This window comes from Streptomyces minutiscleroticus (genome assembly GCF_014650875.1).
Taxonomy (GTDB): Bacteria; Actinomycetota; Actinomycetes; order Streptomycetales; family Streptomycetaceae; genus Streptomyces; species Streptomyces minutiscleroticus.
On the sequence record NZ_BMVU01000007.1, the window covers coordinates 49,212 to 75,256 of the forward strand.

Consider the following 26,045-nt stretch of genomic DNA (forward strand, 5'->3'; position numbering starts at 1 on the left):
ACCGGCACACCGGACGGCCCCCACGGGACGGGGGCGGGGCCGGAAGGTAGCGTCTGGGGAGAATCCGCCCGGACCGCGCGGCCCGCCCGGGGAACGCCTTCGCCTCACGGGACGTTGACCGGGGAACGGGTACGCACTCGGACACGACGCCCACCGCACTCTCACCAAGGGGAAGACGCACACCTGATGCCGGACCGCAGCCTCCGACTCCTTTCGCTCCTCCCCTCCCCCGCCGCCGGACCGGCCGGGGCGCCCCGGGGAGAGGGCCGCGACGTGCTCCTGCGGCCCCTGCCGGCCCTGGCCGGCGGCGCGGCCGACGGCATGCGGTCGGCCGGCCCCGGCGCGGTGCCCCGGTTCCCGGTGGCGGCGCCCGGCGGATTCCTGATGCGGGAGCGGCCCGCCGCCCCGTCCGCCGGCGCCGGGGGCGGGGGCAAGGACGGGCACGAGGGCTCCGGCTCCGGTGACGGCGCCGATTCCGGCTCCGGTGGCGGGCGGGACGCGGCCGGGGGCCGTCCGGCGTCCGGCGACCGGGGCGGCCGGGAGGACAACCCCTTCGCGCCGCCGCCGGAGGGCACGCCCGACCGGCCGTGGCAGCCGCGGCGCCCCGCCGACGGGTCCGACCGGCAGGACGGCGGCGAGGGCGGCCGCTCCCCCTGGGGCAGCCAGTGGAGCGACCGGCAGCCGGGCCGCTCGACGGGCGGCGGCTTCGGCGACCGGCCCGGCGGTCCCGGCGAGCGGCCGGGCGGCCAGGGCGGTCCGGAGGGCGGTCCCGGCACCGGCATGCGCTGGGACCCCACCGACCCGGCCCAGCGCCGCGCGCGCTACGCACTGCTGTCCGGCATGTGGGCCTTCTTCTTCGCCCTCTTCAGCTGGTCGTACGTGGCCCTGCTGCTCGGCGCGCTGGCCCTGTACTGGGGCGTGAGCGCGCTGCGCGCCAAGCCCCGCACGCCGGACCCGACGGCCCCCGCCCCGGCCGTGCCGGCCGCGCGGCCGCAGACGACCGCCGCGGTCAGCGGACTGGTCACGGCGGCCCTGGCCCTCGCCCTGGTGGCGTCGACGTTCGCGGCCCAGCTGGTCTACCGCGACTACTACACCTGCGTGAACGACGCGCTGACCAACAGCGCGAAGCAGTCCTGCGACGAGCACCTGCCCGAACAGCTGCGCGACCTGCTGGGCACGCGCGGCTAGACCGCCGGGCACCCGGAGGGCGCCGCGCGCTTCTCCCGCGCGCCGCGCCGTACGCCGATGAGTTCCGGACGGCGCGGCGGTCTGTCCCCGCGTACGCACGGACGCAGTCGTAGCGGACACAACCGGGACTATGGAGGGGAGCGGTTTCCATGCGCGTCGTGATCACTGAGTTCATCAGCCTGGACGGGGTCGTGCAGGCACCGGGCGGACCGGACGAGGACACCGAGGGCGGGTTCGCCCACGGCGGCTGGTCCCACCCGTTCTTCGACGAGAAGGTGGTGGGCGGGGCCTTCGACGGGGCGCTGGCGGACGCCGAGGCACTGCTGTTCGGGCGCCGCACCTGGCAGACGATGGCCGCGGCCTGGCCGGAGCGGGCCGGTGACCCGTTCGCCGACCGGATGAACGCCATCCCCAAGTACGTCGTCTCCTCGACGCTCGACGACGCCGCGGCGACCTGGAGCAACACCACGCGCATCCCCGGCGGGGAGGCGGTCGCCCGCGTCGGGGAGCTGCGCGCGGCGGACGGCGGCGACCTGGTCGTCATGGGCAGCCCCACGCTCGTGCGCGCCCTCCTGCACGCGGACCTGGTGGACGAGCTGCGGCTCGTCGTCATGCCGGTGGTCCTCGGCGGCGGCAAGACGATCTTCCCCGACGACGGCCTGCGGCACGCGTTCGACCTGGTCTCCAGCGCCGTCGGCCCGACGGGCGCCGTCGTGTGCGTCTACCGGCCGGCCGGCGGGGCGAAGCGGGCCGACTGAACCGGGCGGACGGACGCGGTCGGAAGGACGAGCGGACGCGGTCGGACGGAGCGGGTGGGGCCGACTGCGGGCGACCGGCCCCGGGCGCCCCAGGGCGACTGGTCCCGGGCGCCCCAGGGCGACTGGCCTCGGGCGATCGGCCGCGTCCGGGTGCGGCCGGGCCCGACGGTGCGGCGGCTGGTGCCGCGAGCCGAGAGGTCCGCCGTGGGCTCACGGCGTCCGGTGCGGCGCGTCGCAAGGCGGAGGACCACCCTCGTACTGTGGACGTACTCGGACGGCTCCGACAACGCGGCGTGGGGGTCCCCTGCTCGAAGAGCCAGGGGGAGTGCCGTGCCGGGCGTCGTGAGCCGGTGAACCTCTCCGGTCACGGCACTAGGCGCCGTTCGGCGGGGACGGGCGTACGGACGGATCGTCCGGACCCTCCGGACTTTCCCGGCCCTCTGGACTTTCCGGACGCCCGTCCGGCGTACTCGACGCGCCGCTCGGCGAGCGGGGTGCGAGGGAGCCTCCCCCGGGCCAGGTCGGGGCGGCGACGTCGTACCAGTCCGGGACCCCGGCGTCGTCGGCCGGCAGGAAGTCGTACGGCTCCGGCTCGTCCCACGGCCCGTACGGGTCGGAGGCGTCCCGCGGCTCGGACGGCCGAGGGGTTCCGGCCGTCCCGTCCGGCTCCGGCGCGTGCGGTGCGGCAAGCCCCCCGGTCCCGAACGTCCCGGTACCGCCCCGCCGGGACCGGGACGTTCGGGACCGCGTGAGCGGGGCGAAGGGCGCGAGCAGAGCCGTCCGGGCGCGGCGGCCGAGGCGGCGCGCCCGCCCACCGCCCGTGCCGTGCGGGCCGTACGCGCTGTCCGCACCGCCCGTGCCGTACGTGCCGTACGGCTCCGGTCCGCTGGAGTCGGCCGACGCCGGGAGCCCGGGTGCCCCGTGCGGTCCGCCGCCGGGCCCGGTGCGGCGGCCGGGAGCGAGGGGCTCGCCGTTCCGTCCGGGCCGCGGGCGGCGCGAGAACCGCGCGCGCGATGCGGACGCCTCCTCGGAACCGGCTCCGGTCCCGGTCCGGGCCTCCGCCCCGTTCCGGCCCGGTGCGCGCAGGCGCCAGGCCCGCAGGCCCAGGGCCACCGGTACGCCCACCACCGCGCACCACGCGAACGCCGCCGCCCCCGTCTGCCACCACACGGGCCCGAAGGCGGCCAGCGTGCGCGTCCCCAGAGGGCCGCCGGACGCCGCGGCGAGCACCGCGAGGGCCGCGGCGGTCAGGGCCGCCGCCAGGACCACGGTCCCGGCGGTCCGCCCGGCCGGCCACGGCGCGGTCCGCCCGGGTGGCCGTGGTCCGGTGCGCGCCTCACCGCGTACGGGCGCCCCCCCGCCGGGTTCGCGCTCCGGTACGCCCGCCCGCACCACGAACCACGCCACGGCCGTCACGGCCGCCAAGGGCACCGCTCCCGCCGCCCAGGTCAGCGGCGTGCCGGGGCCGCTGTCCGGCACCGCCGCCAGCAGCGGGAAGGGCGGCAGCATCGGCGCGGCCGCCGCCGACAGGGGACCCGCCGCATGGCCCGCGCCGAGCAGGAAGCCGGGGCCGAGGCCGTAGGACGCGCCCCACACGGCGGCGTTCGGCACGAGCGCGAGTGCCAGCAGCAGGACCGCGCACCGCCCCGACCATCCCTCGGTGAGCTGCGGGAACGACGCCCGCGCCACCGCGCCGTGCCACACCAGCGACACGCCCACGAGCAGCGCGCCGCCGCCCGCCAGCACGGCCGTGCCGGCCCCGGCCGCGCGTCCGGCCACCGCGATCCGCCGCCGCGCGTCCGGCTCCAGGACCCGCCGGACGGCGAAGCGGCGCGCGCCCGCGGGCAGCGCGTCCAGCACGCGGCGCACGGCCGGCGACAGGGGATCCACCGGACGCCCGTACGCCGTCCACACGCCCGCTCCCGCCGCGACCGTCGCGAGCAGGGGCAGGGCCAGGACCGTCGTCACCCAGTCCGGCCGCAGCCCGCCCGTCGAGGCGTAGAGCGCGACGGCGGCGCCGACGGCCAGATAACCGGCGACGGCACCGCCCCAGGCGGTCCGCACGGGGACCAGCGGCGGCTCCTCGGCGGCGGAGTGATCCGCCACCGGGACGCCGCCCTCCGCCGCCGTGCCGCCCAGCGCGGCGTCGCGGCCTCCCCGGTGCAGCAGCCAGAGGGGCAGGACGACGAGGAGCAGCGGGACGACGCCGAGGGGCGCGGGCACGCCGGAGAGCGTGTCGGTGCGGACCAGTTCGGCGCCGTGCGCGAGCAGCCACAGCGCCGCGGCGACGTGCACCACCCCGTCGGGCCCGCTGTCCGGGTACGGCGAGCTGACCCACAGCAGCGTGACGAGCATGGCGAAGGAGGCGAGCCCGAGCCCCGCCGCGAGCGCCCCGGACAGCAGGGCGTCCACCGGCCCGGGCGATCTCCCCCGCACGCGGGCGGGCGGGGAGACCGGCGACGGCCTGCGCTCGGCGGGACGGCCGTTCGGACGATCGGTGGGGCGATCGGTGGGGCGATCGGTGGGGCGGTCGGTGGGGCGGTCGGTCATACGGGTCACGACGGCCATGCTGCCAACGACACGCGCTTTACCGGCGCAACCCGCCAAGACCGGATGTGTCGCCCAAGATACTTTTTATGTACTTTTCCGCTGGAAGGGGCGCCCGGTGACGCAGACTCCCGCCACCCCCCTGCCGCCGCCCAAGGAACGCCGCCGTCTGCGCGAGGCCCGGTCCCTGAGCCAGGCCCAGGTCGCGGCGGAGATCGGGGTCTCCCGCAAGACGGTGCGCGCCTGGGAGACCGGGCGCACCACGCCGCGCGGCCGCCAACGGGAGGCGTACGCACGGCTGTTGATCATCTCGGAGACCTCCGGCACCGCCTCCCCGCCGCGGGCGGGATCCGCCGGGGAGGCCGCAGGGAGAGCCGTGCGCGAGATCGTCGTACGCACGGAGTCCGGGGCCGGTACCGCGCCCGCCCGCACGTCCGGGAAGCCCCGGCCGGGCGAGGGGACGGAGAGGACCGGGAGGGCGAGGAGGCCCGGAAGATCGTGGGGCGCGGGCGGAGGAGCCGCCGGGACGGGCGCAGCCGCCGCGGCGGCGGACACGGCCGATGGGGTGAACAAGGCCGGCGGGACGGGCGCGGACGACGCGGCGGGCACGAAGAGCGTGGCGGACGGCGGAGCGTGCACGACGCATGCGGCGGGCCCGGCGGGCCCGGCGGGCTCAGTGGACGCGGCGGACGCGGCCGTCAGTGCGCGCCCGGCAGGCGGAGCGGACGGAACGAGCGAAGCAGGCGAGAAGAGCAAGAAGGGAGAGAAGGTCGAGAAGGGCGGGAGAGCCGAGAAGGGGGAGGCGGATGGGGCGAACGATGCTGACAAGGCGGCCGAGGCGGAGCTGACGCCCGATCAGGCCTTCGACGCGCTCTACGCGTTCTGCGCCCCGGCCCTCGTACGGCAGGCGTACCTGCTCACCGGGCGCCGGGAGCTGGCGCGGGAGGCCGTGGAGCGGGCCTTCCACCTCGCCTGGCAGCGCTGGCCCGAGGTGGCCGTCGACCGCGATCCGGCGGGCTGGGTGCGGGCGGTGGCGCACGAGTACGCCCTGTCGCCCTGGCACCGGCTGCGTCCCCGGCACCGCACCCCGGAGCAGCCGCCCGCCGCGCTCGACGACCGGCGCCTGCTGACGGCGCTGCTGAGCCTGCCGCCCGCGTACCGCCGCACGCTCCTGCTGTACGACGGGATCGGCCTGGACCTGCCCGAGACCGCGGCCGAGACGGAGGCGAGCACGCCCGCGGCGGCGGGCCGGGTGGAGTACGCGCGCGACGCCGTCGCCTCCCGCGTCCCCGGTCTGGAGGACCCCGAGGCGCTGCGGCGGCGGATGACCGGGCTCGCGGGCACGGAACGCCTGCGGCCCGTGCCGAGGCCGGTCGCGGTGCGCGCCGGCAGCGAGCGGCGGGCCCGGCACTGGACCCGCGCGGCGATCGCGTTCACCGCGTTGATCGTCGGCGCGACGGTGTTCACGCTGCACCGGGCGCCCGACCACTACGAGGCGCCGCAGGCCCCCGCCGCGTCGGTGCGCGGGGTGCCGCCGCGCTCCGGTCCCGGCCCGCTGTCCCCGGCGGACCTCACCCTGCGCGCCGAGCTCCGCTCGGCGGTGACGAACGGCCCGTACCGCCTGGTCCCGGAGACCCGCTGAACCGCCGGGCACCTGACCGGGCACCCGGCCGGACATTCTTACGGGCGGGCACGCGGACGGGCCCGCACCCCTCGCGGATGCGGGCCCGTCCGTGCGTGCCGTGCGGCGGAAGGTCAGCCGGCGAGGATCTCGCGGGCCAGCTTCGCCGTCTCGGTCGGGGTCTTGCCGACCTTGACGCCGGCGGCCTCCAGGGCCTCCTTCTTGGCCTGGGCGGTGCCGGAGGAGCCGGAGACGATGGCGCCGGCGTGGCCCATGGTCTTGCCCTCGGGCGCGGTGAAGCCCGCGACGTAGCCGACGACCGGCTTGGTCACGTTCTCCTTGATGAAGGCCGCGGCCCGCTCCTCGGCGTCGCCGCCGATCTCGCCGATCATGACGATCAGGTCGGTGTCGGGGTCGTCCTGGAAGGCGGCCAGGGCGTCGATGTGCGTGGTGCCGATGATCGGGTCGCCACCGATGCCGACGGCGGTGGAGAAGCCGATGTCGCGCAGCTCGTACATCATCTGGTACGTCAGCGTGCCGGACTTCGAGACCAGGCCGATGCGGCCCGGCTTGGTGATGTCGCCCGGGATGATGCCGACGTTGGACTGGCCCGGGGTGATGATGCCGGGGCAGTTCGGGCCGATGATGCGGGTCTTGTTGCCCTTCTTGCCCGCGTACGCCCAGAAGGACGCCGTGTCGTGCACGGCGATGCCCTCGGTGATCACGACGGCCAGCGGGATCTCGGCGTCGATGGCCTCGACGACCGCGTCCTTGGTGAACTTCTCCGGCACGAAGATGACGGACACGTTCGCGCCGGTCTTCTCGATGGCCTCCTTGACGGTCCCGAAGACGGGTACCTCGGTGCCGTCGAAGTCCACGGTCTGCCCCGCCTTGCGCGGGTTCACGCCGCCCACGACGTTGGTGCCGTCACCGAGCATGAGCTTGGTGTGCTTCATGCCGGTGGCGCCGGTCATGCCCTGGACGATGACCTTGCTGTCCTTGTTGAGCCAGATAGCCATGGTGTGTTGACGTCCTCGTCCTAGGTGCTTACTTGGCGGCGGCCAGCTCGGCGGCCTTGTCGGCCGCGCCGTCCATGGTGTCGACGCGCTGGACCAGCGGGTGGTCGGCGTCGTCGAGGATCTTGCGGCCCAGCTCGGCGTTGTTGCCGTCGAGGCGGACGACGAGCGGCTTCTCGACCTTCTCGCCCTTCTCCTCGAGGAGCTTCAGGGCCTGCACGATGCCGTTGGCGACCTCGTCGCAGGCGGTGATGCCGCCGAAGACGTTGACGAACACGGAGCGCACGTCCGCGTCACCGAGGATGATCTCCAGGCCGTTCGCCATGACCTGGGCGGAGGCGCCGCCGCCGATGTCCAGGAAGTTGGCGGGCTTGACGTTGCCGTGCTTCTCACCGGCGTACGCGACGACGTCCAGGGTGCTCATGACGAGACCCGCGCCGTTGCCGATGATGCCGACCTCGCCGTCGAGCTTGACGTAGTTGAGGCCCTTCTCCTTGGCGGCCGCCTCGAGCGGGTTGGCGGCGGCCTTGTCGTGGAGCTCCTCGAACTCGGGGTGACGGAACTCGGCGTTGTCGTCCAGCGACACCTTGCCGTCGAGGGCGATGACGTCACCGGAGGCGACCTTGGCCAGCGGGTTGACCTCGACGAGGAGGGCGTCCGACTTGATGAAGGTGTCCCACAGCTTGACCAGGACGTCCGCGACCTTGTCGGCGACCTCGGCCGGGAACTTCGCGGCCTCGACGATCTCGCGGGCCTTCTCCGGGGTCACACCGTCGATGGCGTCGATCGGGGTCTTGGCGACGGCCTCGGGGCGGGTGGCCGCCACCTCCTCGATCTCCATGCCGCCCTCGACGGAGGCGATGGAGAGGAAGGTGCGGTTGGCGCGGTCGAGGAGGAAGGAGACGTAGTACTCCTCGAGGATCTCCGGCGCGGTCTCGGCGATCATCACCTTGTGGACCGTGTGGCCCTTGATGTCCATGCCGAGGATGTCCGTCGCGCGGGCGACGGCCTCGTCCGCGGAGGCGGCCAGCTTCACACCGCCGGCCTTGCCGCGACCACCGACCTTCACCTGCGCCTTGACGACGGACTTGCCGCCCAGACGCTCGGTGATCTCGCGCGCCGCCTCAGGCGTGTCGATGACTTCACCGGCCAGCACCGGTACATCGTGCTTGGCGAAGAGGTCCCTCGCCTGGTACTCGAACAGGTCCACGCGCGTCCGTCCCTATCAGGTATCTCGCGGTTCGTTGTCTGCGTGGGCGTGCCGCGAGGGCAACGTGACGGCGCGGTCACAGGGAAGGCGTGCACGGAGGCCAGGCACGCGGCATGTCCGTCTCGCAGGTTATCGCCGTGACCGGCAGGTCCCTAAATCCCAGATCACACCTGAGCGGTGATACCCGTCACAGATCGGAACCTCACCGGGACGGGGTTTGCCTGGTGAGGCCCGTGGTGCGCCCCAGGGAGGGAACGGCCCGGGAGCGCCCGCCCCGATGAGCGCGTCCCGTCCCCCGGCCGCGGGGAGCGCGGCCGGACGGATCGACGGTCCCGGCCGGCGGACCGACGGCCCCGGCCGGACCGGCCGGCGGATCCGGCCGTCCGATCCGCTTTCCCCGCGGGGCCGGACGGTGCCTGCCCCGTCCCCCGTCCCCCGTCCCCCGTCCCCCGTTCCCTGTGGAGCCGGGCGTGGCGTCCGCCCGCCCTGCGGGCGCGGCGTCCGCGGCGGTCTCAGGCGGTCTCGTCCGAGCGGCGTCCGTGACGGTCCCACCGGGCGGCGCGTCGCCGGGGAGGGACTCACCGGCGACGCGCCGCCGCTGTCGGAACGGTCTCACCGGGGCGGCGCGGCGCTGTCGGGTATCGGGATCGGGCGTTTCTCCAGCGCCGCCGCCATCACCTCGGGGAAGAGGTCGGGCGTGCAGGCGAAGGCCGGCGCGCCGAGGGCCGCCAGCGCCGCCGCGTGCTCCCTGTCGTACGCGGGCGCTCCCTCGTCCGACAGCGCGAGCAGCGTCACGAACTGCACGCCGGACGCCTTCATCGCCGCGACCCGCTTCAGCATCCCGTCGCGTATGCCGCCCTCGTAGAGGTCGCTGATCAGTACGACCACCGTCTCGGCGGGGCGCGTGATGCGCGACTGGCAGTACGCGAGGGCCCGGTTGATGTCCGTGCCGCCGCCGAGCCGTGTGCCGAAGAGGACGTCCACCGGATCGTCGAGCCGGTCGGTGAGGTCGACGACGGCCGTGTCGAAGACGACGAGCCGGGTGGCGAGGGACCGCATCGAGGCCAGGACCGCGCCGAACACCGAGGCGTACACGACGGACGCCGCCATCGAGCCCGACTGGTCGACGCAGAGGACGACCTCCTTGCGCACGGACCGGGACGCCCGCGCGTACCCGACGAGCCGCTCGGGCACGACCGTCCGGTACTCGGGCAGGTAGTGCTTGAGGTTCGCGGAGACCGTGCGGTTCCAGTCGATGTCGCGGTGGCGCGGCCGGTCGGCGCGGGCGCTGCGGTCGAGGGCCCCGGCGAGCGTGGCCCGGGTGCGGGCGGCGAGCCGCTTCTCCAGGTCCTCGACCACCTTCCGTACGACGGTCCGCGCCGTCTCCCTGGTCGTCTCCGGCATGGCCCTGCTGAGCGAGAGCAGGGTGCCGACGAGGTGGACGTCGGCCTCCACCGCCTCCAGCATCTCCGGTTCGAGCAGCAGGGTGGCCAGGCCGAGGCGGTCGACGGCGTCCCGCTGCATGATCTGCACGACGGAGGACGGGAAGTAGGTGCGGATGTCGCCGAGCCACCGTGCGACGGACGGCGCGGAGGCGCCGAGTCCCGCCGGACGGTCCCGCCCGGACCGTCCCTTGCCTCCCTGTCCGGCCGTCCCCCGGCCGTCGCCCTGCCCGTACAGCGCGCCGAGGGCCGCGTCCATCGCGGCGTCCCGCCCGGTGAGGCCGTGCCCGGTGCCGTCCGCCTCGTCCCCGCCGAGCACGAGCCGCCACCGGCGCAGCCGTTCGTCCGCGGGGACGCGCCCGCCGTGCCCGGGTTCCGTCATCGGTCCGCCCCCACGAGATCGTTGCCGCTGCCGCCGTTGCCGCCCTTACTGCCGCTGCCGCCGCTGCTTCCGCCGCTGCCGTTGCTTCCGCTGTTGCCGTTGCTGTCGTCGCCGGGGGCGGCGTACGGTCCGGACGGGCCGGCACCGGACGGCTCGACCGGGCCGGAAGGGCCCCCTGGGCCGTTCGGGGCTCCTGGACCACCCGGGCCGTCCAGATCTCCCGGGCCGTCCGGGCCGCCCGGGCCGCCCGGCTCGTCGCGGCCGAGCAGCAGGCGCAGTACCGGGAGGACGGCGTCGGCACGCCTCGCGTCGGGGTCCGGGGCGAAGCCCGGTACCGCGGTGACGGCCGCGGTACCGCCCGGCGCGCCGGGTCCCCGTCGCACCAGTTCCCCCAGCGTCCGGCGCACGCCGGGCTCGTACGCCGAGAACGTGCGGCGCAGCAGCGGCAGCACGTCGGTGAACGCGTCCGCGGGCACCCCGGTCAGCCACGCGTCGACCAGCCCGAGCAGCCGCTCGTCGTGCACGAGGAGCAGGCCGCCGCCGGAGCTCCCGCCGACGAACCCCTCGATCCACGCGGCCGCGTCCCCGGGCGCCGTGCCCGGCGACAGCACGAGCCCCATCAGCCGGGCGGCCTCCTCCCGCGCGAGCCGCCCCTCGTCGAGCAGCATGCGCACGGCGCGGCCCCGCAGGACGCCGTGGACGGTGTCGCGGGTGGCGAGCGCGCGCAGCACGCCGTGCCACCGGTCCCGGATGTCCGGCCGCACGCCCGCCGCCGCGACCGTGGTGCCGCTCTCGGCCAGCAGGCCCACCGCCCCGTGCACCGCGTCCACGTGGCGGCGCATCTCCTCGGCCGCCTCCGCGTCCAGCGCGGCACAGGCCGGGGGCAGCCCGACGAAGACGCGTTCGGCGAGTCCGGCCGCGACCCCGGCCAGCGCCCCGGTGTCCGTGCCGCGGACGTCGCCGTAGCGCAGGGAGCGCACCAGGGCGGGCAGCGCCTGGGCGAGGCGGCCCACGTCGGCGTCGAGCGCGGCGCGGTCGGCGAGCACGCGCATCACCACGGGGAGGGCGTCCGGGAGCCCGGCGCGCAGGCAGTCTTCGGCGAGCGCCGTGACGTCGGCGAGCGTGCGCGCGGCGACGGCGTCCGACCCGGCCTTCGCGGTCGCGGCCGCCGGCACGGTCGTGCCCCAGATCCCGGCCTCGGCGACGCGCACCGCCAGTTCCGGCTCCCACCTCAGCCGCCATGTCTCCCGGAAGGTGCCCGTGCTCCCCCGCGACGCGGCGGCCTCCCCCCACGGGACGCCGAGGAGCCGCAGCCGGTGCAGCAGTCTGCTGCGCTCCGCGTCGTTGTCCTTGCGCAGGTCGAGCTCCAGCTCCCGCTCGGCGGCCTCCGGTTTGAGCCGCAGCCGGCGCTGGGCGCGGGCGAGGTCCCGCTGCAGCGGTACGGCGGGCGCGGCGTCGGGGACCTCGCCGAGGACGTCGCCGACGACGAGCCGGTCGTGCACCAGCGCGAGCGGGACGTCGGACCCGTCGCACATCACGGCCCGTACGGCGTCCGTGGTCTCGGTCAGCCCGGCGAGCGGCCGGCCGCGCAGCGCGGCCAGCGTGTCCGCCAGCCGTACGGCCTCGATGACGTGCGCGGACGACACGATCCGGTCCTCCTGCCGCAGCAGCCCGGCCACCTTGGCCAGCCACCGCTCGACCGGCCGGTCGGGGGCGTCGAACAGATGCCCGTACCAGCCCGGCGAGTCGATCCCCGCGCCGTAACCGCTCGCCCGGGCCAGCCTCCGGTGCGTCCAGGGCACCCACGTCATGTCGGTCCTCACCCTGGGCAGCCCCTTCAGCAGGGCCCGGTCGGCGGCGACGGCCGCCCTGAGCCGCAGCGCCGGTACGTGCCAGGCGCCGCACACCACGGCGACCCGGTCGTCCCCGAACTCCCGCCGGGCGGCGCGGACCTTCAGCCGCATGTGCGCCTCGCGCACGAGGTCCCGCTCGTGCCCGCCCGTCCCGTACGCCTCCCGCAGCGCGCCCATCGCCTCGGCCAGCACCTCGAACGGGGCGAGCGCGTCGGTCCCCGCCCCGTCCCGGTGCTCGACGACGTCCTCCCACCAGCGCTCCGGGTCGTCGTACCCGGCGGTCCCGGCGAGCACCGCGAGCGGGTCCACCCGCACCGCCGCTTCCCGCTCCCCCTCCGGGGCTTCCTGCTCTCCGGCCCCCCGCTCCGGGACGCCCGGTTCCGCAGCCCCCGTCTCCGGCTCCGGGACCTCCCGTTCCCCCGTCCTCTGTTCCGGTGCCCCCTCCTCCTGTCTCTTCCGCCTCTCCGGCCGGCCGTCGCCGTCCCCGTGGCCCTCTTCCCCGCCCCACGCCAGGGTGTGCGCCGCCGGGAGGTCGATGAAGCGGACCTCGGCGCCGTGCCGCAGGGCCCAGCGGATCGCCACCCACTCCGGGGAGAAGGCGGCCAGCGGCCAGAACGCCGACCGCCCGGGTTCGTCGACGGCATGGGCGAGCAGCGCGACCGGCGGCCGCATGTCCTCCCCGGCGGCGAGGGGGACCAGCGCGTCCGCCTCCGGCGGCCCCTCGACGAGGACGACGGCGGGCCGTGCCGCGTCCAGCGCGGCGCGCACGGCCCGGGCCGAGCCGGGCCCGTGGTGGCGCACACCGAGCAGCAACGGCCCCGCGGCACGCCTCTCCGCCGCCGTGTCCGCGGCACGCACCCTCGCCGCCGTGTCCCCGGTACGCGTTCCCGCCGCCGTGTTCCCGGCACGCGCCCCGGCCGTCGCCTCCGTACCGGCTGCCGCGCCGGTGTCCGTGGCGGCGTCCGCGTCCGTCATGCGCTCACCTCCCGGCAGGCGCGGTAGAAGTCCTTCCACCCGTCGCGCTCGCGGACGACGGCCTCCAGGTACTCCTGCCAGACGACGCGGTCGGCCGCCGGGTCGCGGACGACGGCGCCGAGGACGCCGGCGGCGACGTCGCCCGGGCGCAGCACCCCGTCGCCGAAGTGCGCGGCCAGGGCGAGGCCGTTGGTGACGACGGAGATCGCCTCCGCCGTCGACAGCGTGCCGCTGGGCGACTTCAGCTTCGTCCGGCCGTCGGCGGTGACGCCGTTGCGCAGTTCGCGGAAGACCGTGACGACGCGACGGATCTCGTCGACGCCGTCGGGGGCCGCGGGCAGGTCGAGCGCGCGTCCGAGCTGGTCGACGCGGCGCGCGACGATGTCGACCTCGGCGTCGGTGGTCTCGGGCAGCGGCAGCACCACCGTGTTGAAGCGGCGGCGCAGGGCGCTGGACAGCTCGTTGACCCCGCGGTCGCGGTCGTTGGCCGTGGCGATCACGTTGAAGCCGCGTACGGCCTGCACCTCCTGGCCCAGCTCCGGTATCGGCAGCGTCTTCTCCGACAGGATCGTGATGAGCGTGTCCTGCACGTCGGCGGGGATGCGCGTCAGCTCCTCGACGCGCGCGGTCAGCCCCTGCGCCATCGCCCGCATGACGGGGCTGGGCACGAGCGCGTCGCGGCTGGGGCCGTGCGCGAGCAGCCGCGCGTAGTTCCAGCCGTAGCGGATCGCCTCCTCGGGCGTCCCGGCCGTGCCCTGGACCAGCAGCGTCGAGTCGCCGCTGACGGCGGCGGCGAGGTGCTCGGACACCCACGTCTTCGCCGTGCCGGGCACGCCGAGCAGCAGCAGCGCCCGGTCGGTGGCGAGCGTGGTGACGGCGACCTCGACGATGCGGCGCGGCCCCACGTACTTCGGTGTGATCACCGTGCCGTCCGGCAGCGCCCCGCCGAGCAGGTACGTCGCGACGGCCCACGGCGACAGCCGCCAGCGGGCCGGGCGCGGGCGGTCGTCCTGCGCGGCGAGCGCGGCCAGCTCGGCCGCGAACGCGTCCTCGGCGTGCGGCCGCAGCACCGCGTCCGCCGTCTCCCCCGCCTCCGCGCCCACACCCGCCCGCGCGTCCGTGGGCGCATCCGTGGGCGCGGACGCGGGGACGGGTGCGGAGCCGTACGGACCGGGCTCGCTGGACGTCGGGTCGACGGACACGGACATGGCGCGTTCCCCCTCGCGGCGGTGCCGGATCGGATGTGCTTCCCACCGTGCACCACGCCACTGACAACCGGCCCTGACCTGCGCGGACACCCTCGCCAGGGTCGATTGTCAGTGGCGGCGCCTACCGTCGACGACATGACACAGCAGGGGGTGCGCTGGACGGCGGACCAGGTGCTGGCACTGGCGCCTGACGCCGCGTCACGCGAGGCGGGAAGCGAGCTCGGCGCGGCGAGTCCGTGGTCGGAGGCGGGCCATTCTGACGAGGGGACGGTGTGGGGGCTGTGCAAAGGCAGTGGCAGCAAGCCGTATCGGACGGTCATCGACGTCGCGGACGCCTCGGGGCCCGCGTACACGTGCAGTTGTCCGAGCGGGAAGGTCCCGTGCAAGCACGCGCTGGGGCTGCTGCTCCTCTGGGCGGGCGGGGACGGTGCGGTGCCGCGGGGGCAGGCGCCGGACTGGGCCGTGCGGTGGGCCTCGGACAGGCGGCGGCACGTCCGGGAGGAGGGTCGGGGGAAGAGGACGACGGACGGGGCATCTGGGGACGCGCCGGCCGGCCGGGAGGCGGCCCGGCGCAGGGCGGAGCGCCGGTCGGAGCACGTCACCGCGGGCGCGGTGGAGCTGGAGCGGCGGCTGGGAGACCTGCTGCGCGGCGGTCTCGCCGCGGCGGAGCGGGAGGGGTACGGGCTGTGGGAGGAGACGGCGGCCCGCATGGTCGACGCGCAGGCGCCGGGACTGGCCTCCCGCGTACGGGAGTTGGGGGCGATACCGGCGTCGGGTCCCGGCTGGCCGGTGCGGCTGCTGGAGGAGTGCGCCCTGCTGCACCTGCTCGGACAGGGGTGGCTGCGGCGCGAGCGGCTGCCTGACGGGCTCGCCGCGACGGTCCGCTCGCGGATCGGGCTGCCCGCGCCCGCGGAGGGGCCCGCGCTGCGCGACCACTGGTCGGTCCTCGCCCAGTACGACACGGCGGACAGCCGGCTCACCACGCGCCGGATCTGGCTGCACGGCGCGCGGTCGGGGCGCACGGTCCTGCTCCTGTCGTACGGGGCGGCGGGCCGCGCGCCGGAGCTGTCGCTGCCCGTCGGGCTGGTCCTGGACGCGGACGTGCGGGCCCACCCCGGTGCCGGGCGGCTGCGGGTCGCCCTGGGCGAGCGGTACGGCCGGGGCGACGCCTCCGCGTCCGGGCAGGGGGCGCGTCCGCCGGGGGTGGGCGTGGCACGGGCCGCGGCGCTGTACGGGGAGGCGCTGCGCGACGATCCGTGGCTGGACTCGTACCCGGTGACGCTGTCCGGGGTCGTGCCCGGACCGGACGGCGGGGACGGCGGGAGCAGGGGGTGCGGAGGGGGCGGCGGTACCGGCGACCGCTGGCAACTGGCCGACGCGGACGGCGACTCGGCGCTGCCGCTGACGTCGTCCGCGCGGTCCCGTTCCGGCCTGTGGCGGCTCGTCGCCCTGTCGGGCGGCGCTCCGGTCACGGTCTTCGGCGAGTGCGGCCACCGCGGCTTCACCCCGCTGACGGCCTGGCCGCAGGGACCGGGGGCGGCGGTGCCCCTGTGCTGAGGGCGGCGCGGTCCCGCACCCGGGACCGCGCCCCCGACCGCCCGGTGCGCGAGGAGCGCGGAAGGGCGGGGAGGGCGACCGGCGCACGGACCACGAGGAGTGCGGGTCGCCGGAAGTGCGGACCCCGAGGAGCGCGGACCACCGGGAGTACGGACCGCGGGAGATGCGGACCGTGAGGAGTGCGAGGAGCACGAGAGGTACGGGAGAGGAGTCCCGATGACCGAAGCGTTCGAGGAGGCACCGGTTCACCGGGACGTGCCTCCGGGCCCCTCCTGGGAGGAGCTGGTGACGGCTGCGCTCCTGGGCACGGACCGCCGTACGCCGCCGGGGGCACCCCCCGGCGGTGACGCTCCGGCGGCGCTGCTGGACGCGGCGGCGGTGGAGACCGTCCGGCGGCGGGCCGGACTGCGCCCCGGCCCGGCGGCGGCCCCGCTGGAGCCGGCCGCGCCGGACCCCCGTCCGGTGCCGCCGCCCGCGGCCGGGCGCCGGCTGGCGACGCTGCTCGCCGACCGTCCCAGTCCGGGCTCCGGGCGCAGGAGCACCGCGCCCGACCTCATGGAGCTGCTGCCGCAGTGGCTCGCCGCGGCGAACCGGCGCGGCTTCGCGGCACCGCCCGAGCTGCTGCCCGCACTGCTGGACGCGGCGCGCGGACGGACGGACCTGCGGCCCGCTGCCCTGGCGTTCGCGGGGCCGCGGGCGGTGTGGCTGGCGCGGCTGAACCCTGAGTGGCGGTTCGCACTGCGCTCGGCGCCGGGCGGCGGGGCGGCGCTGCCGGGTCCCGGAGAGACGGAGGCGATGCGGCGGTTGTGGGAGGAGGGCCTGTTCGCGGAGCGGGTGGCCCTGCTCACGGCGGTGCGGGCGCGCGACGCCGCGGCGGCGCGCGAGCTGCTCGCGGCGACCTGGGCGACGGAGCGCGCCGAGGACCGGCTGATGTTCCTGGACTCGCTGCGGGCGGGGCTCGGCCCGGCGGACGAGCCGTTCCTGGAGCGGGCGCTCGCCGACCGCAGCCGCAACGTACGGTCGACGGCGGCGGAGCTGCTCTCCGCGCTGCCCGGCTCCGCGCTGGCCGGGCGGATGGCGGAGCGCGCCGGCTCCTGCGTGTCCGTCGACCGCACCCGGAGCACGCCGACGATCGTGGTCGAGGCGCCGCACGAGTGCGACGCGGGGATGGAGCGCGACGGAGTGGCGGCCACGGCGCCGGCGGGCCGGGGCGAGCGGTCCTGGTGGCTGGGCCAGCTGGTGGAGGCGGCGCCGCTCGGCGGCTGGTCCGCGCGGCTCGGCGGGCGTACGCCGCAGGAGATCGTCGCGCTGCCCGTGGCGGACGACTGGCAGGACGAGCTGCACGCCGCGTGGTGCAGGGCCGCGGTGCGGCAGCGGGACCCGTCCTGGGCGCGGGCGCTGCTGGGGGCGCCCGCGGCGGCGGAGGCCGCCGGTCCGGGCGCGGTGTCCCTGGCCGAACGGGCGAAGCTGCTCGGCACGCTGCCGGCCGGGGAGCGGGCGGAGTGGGTGGCGGTGTTCATCGCCACGCACGGTCTGTCCGAGACGTTCCAGCTGCTCGGCGTGTGCGCCGTGCCCTGGTCGGAGCCCTTGGGGCGGGCCGTGGTGGACGCGCTCGACATCGCACGCGACGCGGGGAGTTACCCATGGAGCTTCAGTGGTGTGATGGGTCTGGCCGAGCGGTGTCTGGACCCGGCCGCGGCCGGCCGGCTGGAGGCGCTCACGGCCGCGCGGGACGACCCCGAGGACGCGTCGCCCGGCGCCGGGGGCTACTGGGCGGAGGCGTTCCAGCGGCTGGTCGGCACGTTGCGCCTGCGCGCGGCGATGCTGGCGGAACTCGACGGGGGCTGACGGTGCGGCGCCGACCGCGCGGCGCCGCCCGCGCGGCGCCTCCCGCGCCGACCGTGCCTGGCACCGGCCGGAGCGGGGGCCGTGCGGCCGCCGGTGCCCCGGGTCCCCGGCCGACGCGCCGCCCGCCGTGCGCACGGCCGACCGCCGCAGTGGCGACGGCAGCCGCGGCAGCGGCGGTCGCAGAGACACCGGCAGTCGCAATGACAGCGGCGGTCACAGGGACAGCGACAGTCGCACGCGGCGCGCTGAGTGCCGAGTGCCCCGTGCACGCCGCGGGGCGGCTACGCCTCCGCCGGCTGGCGGATGTTCGCCCGTACCCAGTCGACGATCGACGCCGTGGTGGCGCCCGGCGTGAAGATCTCCGCCACGCCCTGCTCCTTCAGCGGCGGGATGTCGGCCTCCGGGATGATGCCGCCGCCGAAGACCTTGATGTCCTCCGCGTCGCGCTCCTTCAGGAGGGCGATGACCGCGGCGAACAGGGTGTTGTGCGCTCCGGAGAGGATGGACAGGCCGATCGCGTCGGCGTCCTCCTGGATCGCGGTGTCGACGATCTGCTCGGGCGTCTGGTGCAGGCCCGTGTAGATGACCTCCATCCCCGCGTCGCGCAGCGCACGCGCGATGACCTTCGCGCCGCGATCGTGCCCGTCGAGCCCCGGCTTGGCCACCACCACACGGATCGGACCGGCTGCCACACCCATCACTGCCTCCATGAACCGACTGCACCGCTCTGCAGAGATCTGTTTCCACCCGTACCGCGCCGGTCCGGGCAAGTGAACGAACGTTATCGCCAGCATCCCGCACCCGGCAGTTTCACGGTAAGGAGCGAGGGGGAAATCACACGTGGGACACGTTCACCGCGCACCGTTCCCGCTCCCGTGGCACACGGGGTCACAGCCGGACCGGGCGCAAGGGAAGCCGTTACAGAGAACCACCGCACCTCCGCGCCGCCTGCCGGCGGGCGCGAGGCGCGGCACGGCGACGACCGCACGACGGCGGACACCTTCGCCGTTTCACCAGCACAGCGGGCACCGCTCGTGCGTCGTCGTCCCCTTCTGCGGACGGTTTCCCCCGAGGGCACACGGGGGACAGAGGCGTCCCTCCGTGCGCCGACAGGAGGTCGGCCATGAAGGTCACCAGGGCGGCCGCGCCCTTTCTTCCGCTCTGCCAGCACCTGTTCCCGAACAAGCTGGCGGGGCTCTCGCTGGCTCTCCTGAAGGCGACGGCCCTGGAGATGGCGATTCTCGCGGGCCACCTCTTCCTCTATCCGTCCGGCATCACCCAGGAGCGCCGGGCCCCCGCCGCCCTGCCGGGCTCCGGCACCGAGGAGGACTCCGGGACCGACCCGGCCCGGCTGCCCACCCCGGACAAACCCCCGGTCGTCCTGCTGCACGGGTTCATCGACAACCGCTCGGTCTTCGTGCTGCTGCGCCGTTCCCTCGCCCAGCACGGGAGACAGCAGGTCGAGTCGCTCAACTACTCGCCGCTCACCTGCGACATACGCACCGCCGCCGAGCTGCTCCGCCGGCACATCGAGGACATCTGCGAGCGCACCGGCCGGCGCGAGGTCGACATCGTCGGGCACAGCCTGGGCGGCCTGATCGCGCGGTACTACGTGCAGCGGCTGGGCGGCGACCTGCGCGTGCGTACGCTCGTGACGCTCGGCACGCCGCACGGCGGCACCCGGGTCGTGCCGCTGATGAACGCGCACCCGATCGTGCGGCAGATGCGCCCCGGATCGGCGGTGATCGAGGAACTGCGGCTGCCGGCGCCCGGGTGCCGTACGCGCTTCGTGAGCTTCTGGAGCGACCTCGACCAGCTGATGGACCCGCTGCGGACCGCCTGTATCGAGCACCCCGATCTGCTCGTGCAGAACGTGCAGGTGAGCGGCATCGGGCATCTCGCGCTGCCCGTGCACCCGGCCGTGGCCTCCGGCATCCGGCAGGTGCTCGACGCCGAGGAGACGGCCACGGCCGACCGGCCCGGCGGGCTGACGGTGGCCTGACCCACCGGCCGGCGGTCCGGACACGGCCGACCCGGCGGCACCCCGGCGACGGCTCCGGCGGCGGATTCGGTGGCGATCCGGTGGCGACCTCCGCAGCGGCCCGAAGCCGACTCCGGCGACGGTCTCCGCAGCGGTCCGGTGACGGTTCCGGCGTCCGTCCGATTCCCACGGGTGGTGGTCCGGACGCACTCCCGCACCCGCCTCGATATCGAACACTCATCGAACACAAGGCCAAGGCTCTGTGCGCAGTCCGCCGAAAGGCGGCCGAATGCCCGTTTCCCGCGAGCACGAAACCTACGGAAGATTGTCGCGCTCGCATACTGCCGGGTACAGTCGCCGCACTGCTCTACCAGCCCCTGTCGTCGAGGCGAAAGAGAAGTTGGTGAACGACCGTCACCCGTCGGGGACCGTGAACTCCCCGGCCACGGCTCCCGGAGCCGCCTCGGCGCATCACGCGCCCTACGGTGAGCAAGGAAGCCAGTACGGCGACTTCACCACGTACGGCGGGTACCCCGCCACCGGATTCCATGCCGACGGATTCGGCGGGCACGAGACCGGCGGCTACACCCCCACCACGGCCTTCTCGACCGACCCCCTGTTCGGCGACATGACCGGCGGCGGGAGCGTGCCGGGCGCCGACACGGGCGCGTACGACACCGCGCAGTGGGCCACCGGCAGCCACGGGACGGCGCACTACGACCCGTACGCGGGCCAGGGCGCGCACCCCACCTCGTACGAGACGGGCGGGTTCGACGCGACCGCCTTCACCGACCCGGCGGGCGCCGCGGACGGGACGTGGCAGGACGCCGGGCACGACCACCTCTCCGGGATCCCGGCGCAGACGCCCGGTCCCGAGGCCACCGGCCAGTGGGACGCGGCCGCCTGGTCGCAGGCCGGCCCGCACGAGCAGACCCAGCAGTGGGAAGCCACCCAGATCTTCGACAGCGGCGCCTACGACGCGACGGCGTGGAACTCCGCGGGCCCCGAGCCGACCCTGGTCCAGCCCCAGGTCCCGCAGGAGGGCTTCGAGCCCTTCGACGCGGCCGCGCACGAGCTGCCCTTCGACCAGCAGCCGACCGCGACCTTCGAGCAGATCGCGCCCGACGAACACGCGCTCGCCGGTGAGGAGTTCGGCGACGGCGCGGGCGCGCACGGCGACACCGGCCCGGACGCGTACGCGCCGGCCGACGTCGCCGAGGTGGTCACGCATACGCGCGCGGAGGAGCGTTCCGCCGCGCGCTCCCGTTCCCGCCGCCGTCCTCCCGCCCGGCGCTCCGCACTGTTCACCGTGGCCGTGCCCTCCGCCTGCGTGATGGGCGTGGCCGGGATCGCGGCCGCCTCCGTGGGCGGTGGCGGCGACGAGTCCAAGGAGACGACGGCCTCGGCCGCGGACACGAAGACGGTCCAGCCGTCCACCGCTAACAACAAGCTGGACACCCAGCTCCAGAACCTCTCCGCGGACGTGGACGACTTCGCCGACCGGGCGAGCCGCACGCAGGAACGCATCGACCTCAAGGCCCAGCAGGAGCTGGAGAAGAAGAAGGCGGCGGAGGAGGCGGCCCGCAAGGAGCGGCTGCGCCCGAAGTTCGCCCTCCCGGTCGCGCAGCACGGCCTCAGCGCCTACTACGGCCAGGCCGGCATCAACTGGATGTCCGCGCACACCGGCATCGACTTCCCGGTCTCGTACGGGACGACCGTGATGGCCGCGACCGACGGGACCGTGCGGACCCAGTGGAACGCCGCCTACGGCAACATGGTGATCGTCACCGCGAAGGACGGCACGGAGACCTGGTACTGCCACCTCTCCACCTACAAGGTCGCCTCGGGCGCCGCCGTGAAGGCCGGCGACCCGATCGCCTTCTCGGGCAACTCGGGCAACTCCACCGGCCCGCACCTCCACTTCGAGGTGCGCCCGGCCGGCGGCGCCGCGATCGACCCACTGCCGTGGCTGCGCAGCCACGGCCTCGACCCCTCCTGAGCCGGCCGGACCCGACGAACGCGGCCGCCCCCGCGGGCGCCCGAGCGCCCGGATGCGCGCCCGCGTGCCCACGTGCCTTCCCGGCTGTCCGCTGTCCGCTGTCCGCTTGACCGGATCACCGAATGTCCGGATCACCGAGCGCCCGGGAACAGTACGGCCCCCGCACCCGTGGTGCGGGGGCCGCGTCCGGTCCGTCCCGGGGATCCCCGGGGGCGGGGCGAGTGAGGGCTACAGCTTCTCCACCGGCGCGTACCGCAGCAGCAGCCTCTTCGGCTTCGTGTCGCCGAAGTCGATCGTCGCCTCCGCGTTCGCGCCCGTCCCCTTCACGCCGACCACCGTGCCGAGGCCGAACTGGTCGTGCGTGACGCGGTCGCCGATCGCCAGGGACACGACGGGTTTCTCCGCGGCACCGCCCCGGCGCGTGGCGAAGCCTGACGCCCCGGAGGCGGCCGACCGCGACCGCGACAGCGAGGACGACAGCGAGGACGCGATCCCGGAGACCGGGGCGGAGGACACCGGGGCCGACGCGCCCGTGCGCTTCCACTCCAGGTGGCTGCCGGGGATCTCCTCCAGGAACCGCGACGGCGGGTTGTACGAGGGCTGGCCCCAGGCACTGCGCATCGTCGACCGGGTCAGGTACAGCCGCTCCCGCGCGCGCGTGATGCCCACGTACGCGAGGCGCCGCTCCTCCTCCAGCTCCTTGGTCTGCCCCAGCGCACGCATGTGCGGGAAGACGCCGTCCTCCATACCGGTCAGGAAGACCACCGGGAACTCCAGGCCCTTGGCGGTGTGCAGCGTCATCAGCGTGATGACGCCGGAGCCGTCCTCCTCCTCGTCCGGGATCTGGTCGGAGTCGGCGACCAGGGCGACGCGCTCCAGGAAGTCGGAGAGTCCGGCGGGCTCGGTGTCCTCACCGGTCTCCTGCTCGAACTCCAGGGCGACCGCGGCGAGCTCCTGGAGGTTCTCGATACGGGTCTCGTCCTGCGGGTCGGTGGACGCCTGCAGCTCGGCGAGGTACCCCGTCCGCTCCAGGACCGCCTCCAGGACGGTCGCCGGTCCGGCGCCGGACTCGACGATCGTCCGCAGCTCCTCCATCAGCGTGTTGAACCGCTTGACGGCGTTGGTGGAGCGCGCCGCCATGCCGTACGCCTCGTCCACACGCCGCAGCGCCTGCGGGAAGCTGATCTTCTCGCGCTGCGCGAGCGCGTCGATCATGGCCTCGGCGCGCTCGCCGATGCCGCGCTTGGGCACGTTCAGGATGCGGCGCAGCGGGACGGAGTCCTCCGGGTTCGCCAGCACGCGCAGGTAGGCGAGGACGTCCCGGACCTCCTTGCGCTCGTAGAAGCGGACGCCGCCGACGACCTTGTAGGGCAGGCCGACGCGGATGAAGACCTCTTCGAAGACACGGGACTGGGCGTTCGTGCGGTAGAAGACGGCGACGTCGCCCGCCTTCGCCTCGCCCGCGTCCGTCAGACGGTCTATCTCGTCGGCGACGAACTGGGCCTCGTCGTGCTCGGTGTCGGCGACGTAGCCGGTGATCTGCGCGCCCGCGCCCGCGTTGGTCCACAGGTTCTTGGGGCGGCGGGACTCGTTGCGCTCGATGACCGCGTTGGCGGCGCTGAGGATCGTCTGCGTGGAGCGGTAGTTCTGCTCCAGCAGGATCGTCGTCGCGTCCGGGTAGTCCTCCTCGAACTGGAGGATGTTGCGGATGGTCGCGCCGCGGAAGGCGTAGATCGACTGGTCGGCGTCGCCGACCACGCACAGCTCGGCGGGCTCCTGGCCCCCGCCCTCGGCGGAGGGGCCCACCAGCTCGCGCACGAGCGCGTACTGCGCGTGGTTGGTGTCCTGGTACTCGTCGACGAGGACGTGCCGGAAGCGGCGGCGGTAGTGCTCGGCGACGTCCGGGAACGCGCGCAGCAGATTGACCGTCGTCATGATCAGGTCGTCGAAGTCGAGCGCGTTGGCCTCGCGCAGCCGCGACTGGTAGAGCGCGTACGCCTGGGCGAGGGTCTTCTCGAAGCCGTCGGTGGCCCGGGCGGCGAAGTCCTCCTCGTCGATCAGCTCGTTCTTCAGGTTGGAGATCTTGGCGCTGAAGGACTTGGGCGGAAAGCGCTTCGGGTCGAGGTCGAGATCGCGGCAGACCAGGGCCATGAGGCGCTTGGAGTCGGCGGCGTCGTAGATCGAGAAGGACGACGTGAAGCCGAGCTTCTTGCTCTCCCGGCGCAGGATGCGCACGCACGCGCTGTGGAAGGTCATGACCCACATCGCGCTCGCCCGGGGACCGACGAGCTGCTCGACGCGCTCCTTCATCTCACCGGCGGCCTTGTTGGTGAAGGTGATCGCCAGGACCTGGCCGGGGTGCACGCCGCGCTGCCCCAGCAGGTACGCGATCCGGTGCGTGAGCACCCGCGTCTTGCCGGAGCCCGCGCCGGCCACGATGAGCAGCGGGGAGCCGGCGTGCACGACGGCGGCGCGCTGGTTGTCGTTCAGCCCCTCCAGGAGCGCGGCCGGATCCACGTGGGGGCGCGCGGCACCGTCCCGGTAGTACGCGTCTCTGGCCGGGGGCGCGTCGAAGCGCCCGTCGAACAGGTCGTCCGGAATCTGCTCCGGCGTCTCGTCCTCGGGCGGCGGCGGGGGCTCCTCCTCAGGGGCCTGCGAGGTCCCGAGGTCCGCCAGGAAGCTGTCGTCAAAGAGGCTGCTCATCGCCTTCCGAGTCTAGGCCGCTCCGCCGACACCCGGTCGCCGCCCGGGAAATCCGGCCCCGGCCGGGAGGCGGATCACGGCGGCCGGCCGACGCGGGACGCTGCGGGACGCTCGCGGAGCGGGCCCGCGGCGTCACGCACAGGAGCGGTCCGGCCGGTCCGGCCGCCCGGACCGCTCACGCACGTCACGAGGCGTCACGGTGCGTCGAACCCGCGGACAGGGGCGGACCGGCCCTCTCCCGTGCCGCACATCACCCGCTGCACGGCCGAATTGCCCGGGTCCGCACCGCTCCCATACCAAGGTCACGAAAATGTATCGGGCATTTCGAACATCAACCTTCACAGGAGGCACACGGGTTGGCTAGCTTTCCGGTGGGCCGTACGACCCTCTCCGGCGAACGTCGCCGGGCCGCACGGCCTCCGCCGAGTCCGGCACGTCCGGAGCCGGGGACCCACCGTTCCCGGGGTGAATCGGCCCGACCGCCCGCCGGCGCGAGGACCGTAGGGCAACCCTTCCGAACCACCCGCCCGAACCCGACAGCTAACCCGGTAGGCGGACGACGGAAGGAGCCGCCCTCGTGGCGTCGCACCGCAAAGACCGGTCCCCCGGTCCCGTGGGCATACGGACCCCCGCCCTCGCCACCGCCGCGCTGACCTCGGTGGCCCTGTTCTCCCAGACGGCGAACGCGGCTCCCTCCGAGGAGCCGAGGCCGAGCCTGGAAGAGGTGCAGAAGAAGGTCGACGATCTCTACCGCCAGGCCGGGACGGCGACCGAGAAGTACAACGCGGCCGAGGAGAGGACCGCCAAGCAGCGCAAGCGCGTCGACACGCTGCTGGACGACGTGGCCGAGCGCACGGAGAAGCTGAACGAGGCCCGCGAGGAGCTGGGCTCGTACGCCGCCGCCCAGTACCGCACCGGCGCCGCGGCGCCCGACACCGCGAGCCTGCTGCTGGCCGACGACCCGCAGGACTACTTCGACCAGAACCAGCTGATGGACCGGCTCACCAGCCGGCAGCAGCGGGCGGTCGACGACTACGTGACCCAGCAGGCGGAGACGGCACAGAAGCGCCAGGAGGCCTCGCGCAGCCTGGAGACGCTGACCGACTCGCAGGCCACGCTGAGGACGCGCAAGGCCGCCGTGCAGCAGAAGCTCGCCGCGGCGCGCGACCTGCTGTCGCGGCTGACCGCGCAGGAGAAGGCGCGGCTGGCGGCGATCGAGCGGCAGAAGCAGGAGGAGGCGCGGCGCAAGGCGGACGAGCTGGCGCGGCAGCAGGCGGAGGCCGCCGAGCGGCAGCGCCAGGAGGAGCAGGCGCGGCAGTCGGCCGGCACCTCCGCCGGCGGTTCCACGGCCTCCGGGACCACCGGTGCCGGCACGGGCACGGGTACCAGCAGCTCCAAGGCGGAGAAGGCCCTGGCCTTCGCCCGCGCCCAGATCGGCAAGCCGTACGTCTGGGGGGCCAGCGGGCCCGGCTCGTACGACTGCTCGGGGCTGACCCAGGCCGCCTGGAGGACCGCCGGCGTGAGCCTGCCGCGGACGACGTGGGACCAGGTGAACGCCGGAACCACCATCGGCGTCTCCGCCGCGAAACCCGGCGACCTGGTCTTCTTCTACGACGACATCAGCCACGTCGGCATCTACATCGGCGGCGGCATGATGATCCACGCCCCGAAGCCGGGCGCGTACGTCCGCGAGGAGTCGATCTACTACGACGGCGAGTCGTCGATCTACAGCGTGGTGCGGCCGGCCTGACACCGGG

The 26,045-nt window shown here is 75.1% G+C and carries 16 protein-coding genes and 1 riboswitch; of the genes, 8 read left to right on the forward strand and 8 right to left on the reverse strand.

Going from position 1 to position 26,045, the window contains the following annotated elements; translation table 11 throughout:
- Positions 1–186: 186 nt before the first annotated feature.
- Both IE271_RS11110 and IE271_RS11115 read left to right on the forward strand, forming a co-directional pair.
- A complete protein-coding gene (locus IE271_RS11110) occupies positions 187–1,188 on the forward strand; it encodes a hypothetical protein (RefSeq protein ID WP_373308746.1) in 1,002 nt (333 codons plus the stop codon).
- A 149-nt stretch (positions 1,189–1,337) separates the two neighbouring features.
- The gene (locus tag IE271_RS11115) at positions 1,338–1,946 is read left to right on the forward strand and encodes a dihydrofolate reductase family protein (protein ID WP_190190079.1); all 609 of its coding nucleotides are present in this window, start codon (positions 1,338–1,340) and stop codon (positions 1,944–1,946) included.
- Positions 1,947–2,318: 372 nt separating this feature from the next.
- Here IE271_RS11115 and IE271_RS11120 read toward each other — a convergent pair whose 3' ends face one another.
- Entirely contained in the window at positions 2,319–4,514 is a 2,196-nt protein-coding gene (locus IE271_RS11120; protein WP_229919255.1) for a cell division protein PerM, read from the reverse strand.
- 97 nt (positions 4,515–4,611) lie between these two features.
- Between IE271_RS11120 and IE271_RS11125 the strand changes: the two genes are divergently transcribed.
- Positions 4,612–6,135 (forward strand): helix-turn-helix domain-containing protein, encoded by a 1,524-nt coding sequence (locus tag IE271_RS11125; RefSeq protein WP_229919256.1) that lies wholly within the window; start codon positions 4,612–4,614, stop codon positions 6,133–6,135.
- Positions 6,136–6,248: 113 nt separating this feature from the next.
- On the opposite strand, the gene sucD is transcribed toward IE271_RS11125, so the two are convergent.
- The 5 genes from sucD to IE271_RS11150 form a co-directional block, all read right to left on the reverse strand.
- Positions 6,249–7,133, reverse strand: coding sequence for a succinate--CoA ligase subunit alpha (gene sucD, locus IE271_RS11130; RefSeq protein WP_190190081.1), 885 nt, complete (start codon positions 7,131–7,133; stop codon positions 6,249–6,251).
- Between the two features lie 28 nt (positions 7,134–7,161).
- On the reverse strand, positions 7,162–8,340 hold the full coding sequence (gene sucC, locus IE271_RS11135; protein WP_190190082.1) for an ADP-forming succinate--CoA ligase subunit beta: 1,179 nt from the start codon (positions 8,338–8,340) through the stop codon (positions 7,162–7,164).
- A 612-nt stretch (positions 8,341–8,952) separates the two neighbouring features.
- Complete coding sequence (locus IE271_RS11140; RefSeq protein ID WP_190190083.1) at positions 8,953–10,164, reverse strand: VWA domain-containing protein; 1,212 nt, start codon at positions 10,162–10,164, stop codon at positions 8,953–8,955.
- A complete protein-coding gene (locus IE271_RS11145; RefSeq protein WP_229919257.1) occupies positions 10,161–12,992 on the reverse strand; it encodes a DUF5682 family protein in 2,832 nt (943 codons plus the stop codon). Before IE271_RS11145 ends, IE271_RS11140 begins: the two co-directional genes overlap by 4 nt.
- Positions 12,989–14,200 carry an ATP-binding protein gene (locus IE271_RS11150; RefSeq protein WP_190190084.1) on the reverse strand — a complete coding sequence of 404 codons (1,212 nt, stop codon included), beginning with the start codon at positions 14,198–14,200 and terminating at the stop codon, positions 12,989–12,991. Before IE271_RS11150 ends, IE271_RS11145 begins: the two co-directional genes overlap by 4 nt.
- A gap of 135 nt (positions 14,201–14,335) precedes the next feature.
- Here IE271_RS11150 and IE271_RS11155 point away from each other — a divergent pair, with 135 nt between their 5' ends.
- Both IE271_RS11155 and IE271_RS11160 read left to right on the forward strand, forming a co-directional pair.
- Positions 14,336–15,757 (forward strand): SWIM zinc finger family protein, encoded by a 1,422-nt coding sequence (locus tag IE271_RS11155; RefSeq protein WP_190190085.1) that lies wholly within the window; start codon positions 14,336–14,338, stop codon positions 15,755–15,757.
- Positions 15,758–15,973: 216 nt separating this feature from the next.
- Positions 15,974–17,605: a DUF5691 domain-containing protein gene (locus IE271_RS11160; RefSeq protein WP_190190086.1), complete on the forward strand. Its 1,632-nt coding sequence runs from the start codon at positions 15,974–15,976 to the stop codon at positions 17,603–17,605.
- A gap of 281 nt (positions 17,606–17,886) precedes the next feature.
- Here the strand turns inward: IE271_RS11160 and icmB are convergent, their stop codons facing one another.
- Complete coding sequence (gene icmB / locus IE271_RS11165; protein WP_190190087.1) at positions 17,887–18,303, reverse strand: coenzyme B12-dependent isobutyryl CoA mutase small subunit; 417 nt, start codon at positions 18,301–18,303, stop codon at positions 17,887–17,889.
- 425 nt (positions 18,304–18,728) lie between these two features.
- Between icmB and IE271_RS11170 the strand changes: the two genes are divergently transcribed.
- Complete coding sequence (locus IE271_RS11170) at positions 18,729–19,607, forward strand: esterase/lipase family protein (protein WP_190190088.1); 879 nt, start codon at positions 18,729–18,731, stop codon at positions 19,605–19,607.
- A gap of 382 nt (positions 19,608–19,989) precedes the next feature.
- The gene (locus tag IE271_RS11175) at positions 19,990–21,585 is read left to right on the forward strand and encodes a M23 family metallopeptidase (RefSeq protein WP_229919258.1); all 1,596 of its coding nucleotides are present in this window, start codon (positions 19,990–19,992) and stop codon (positions 21,583–21,585) included.
- A gap of 228 nt (positions 21,586–21,813) precedes the next feature.
- On the opposite strand, the gene pcrA is transcribed toward IE271_RS11175, so the two are convergent.
- Positions 21,814–24,288 carry a DNA helicase PcrA gene (gene pcrA, locus IE271_RS11180; protein WP_190190090.1) on the reverse strand — a complete coding sequence of 825 codons (2,475 nt, stop codon included), beginning with the start codon at positions 24,286–24,288 and terminating at the stop codon, positions 21,814–21,816.
- 410 nt (positions 24,289–24,698) lie between these two features.
- Positions 24,699–24,858, forward strand: a riboswitch (cyclic di-AMP (ydaO/yuaA leader).
- Positions 24,859–24,865: 7 nt separating this feature from the next.
- On the opposite strand from pcrA, the gene IE271_RS11185 reads away from it, so the two are divergent.
- On the forward strand, positions 24,866–26,038 hold the full coding sequence (locus IE271_RS11185) for a C40 family peptidase (RefSeq protein ID WP_190190091.1): 1,173 nt from the start codon (positions 24,866–24,868) through the stop codon (positions 26,036–26,038).
- The last annotated feature ends 7 nt before the right edge of the window (positions 26,039–26,045 follow it).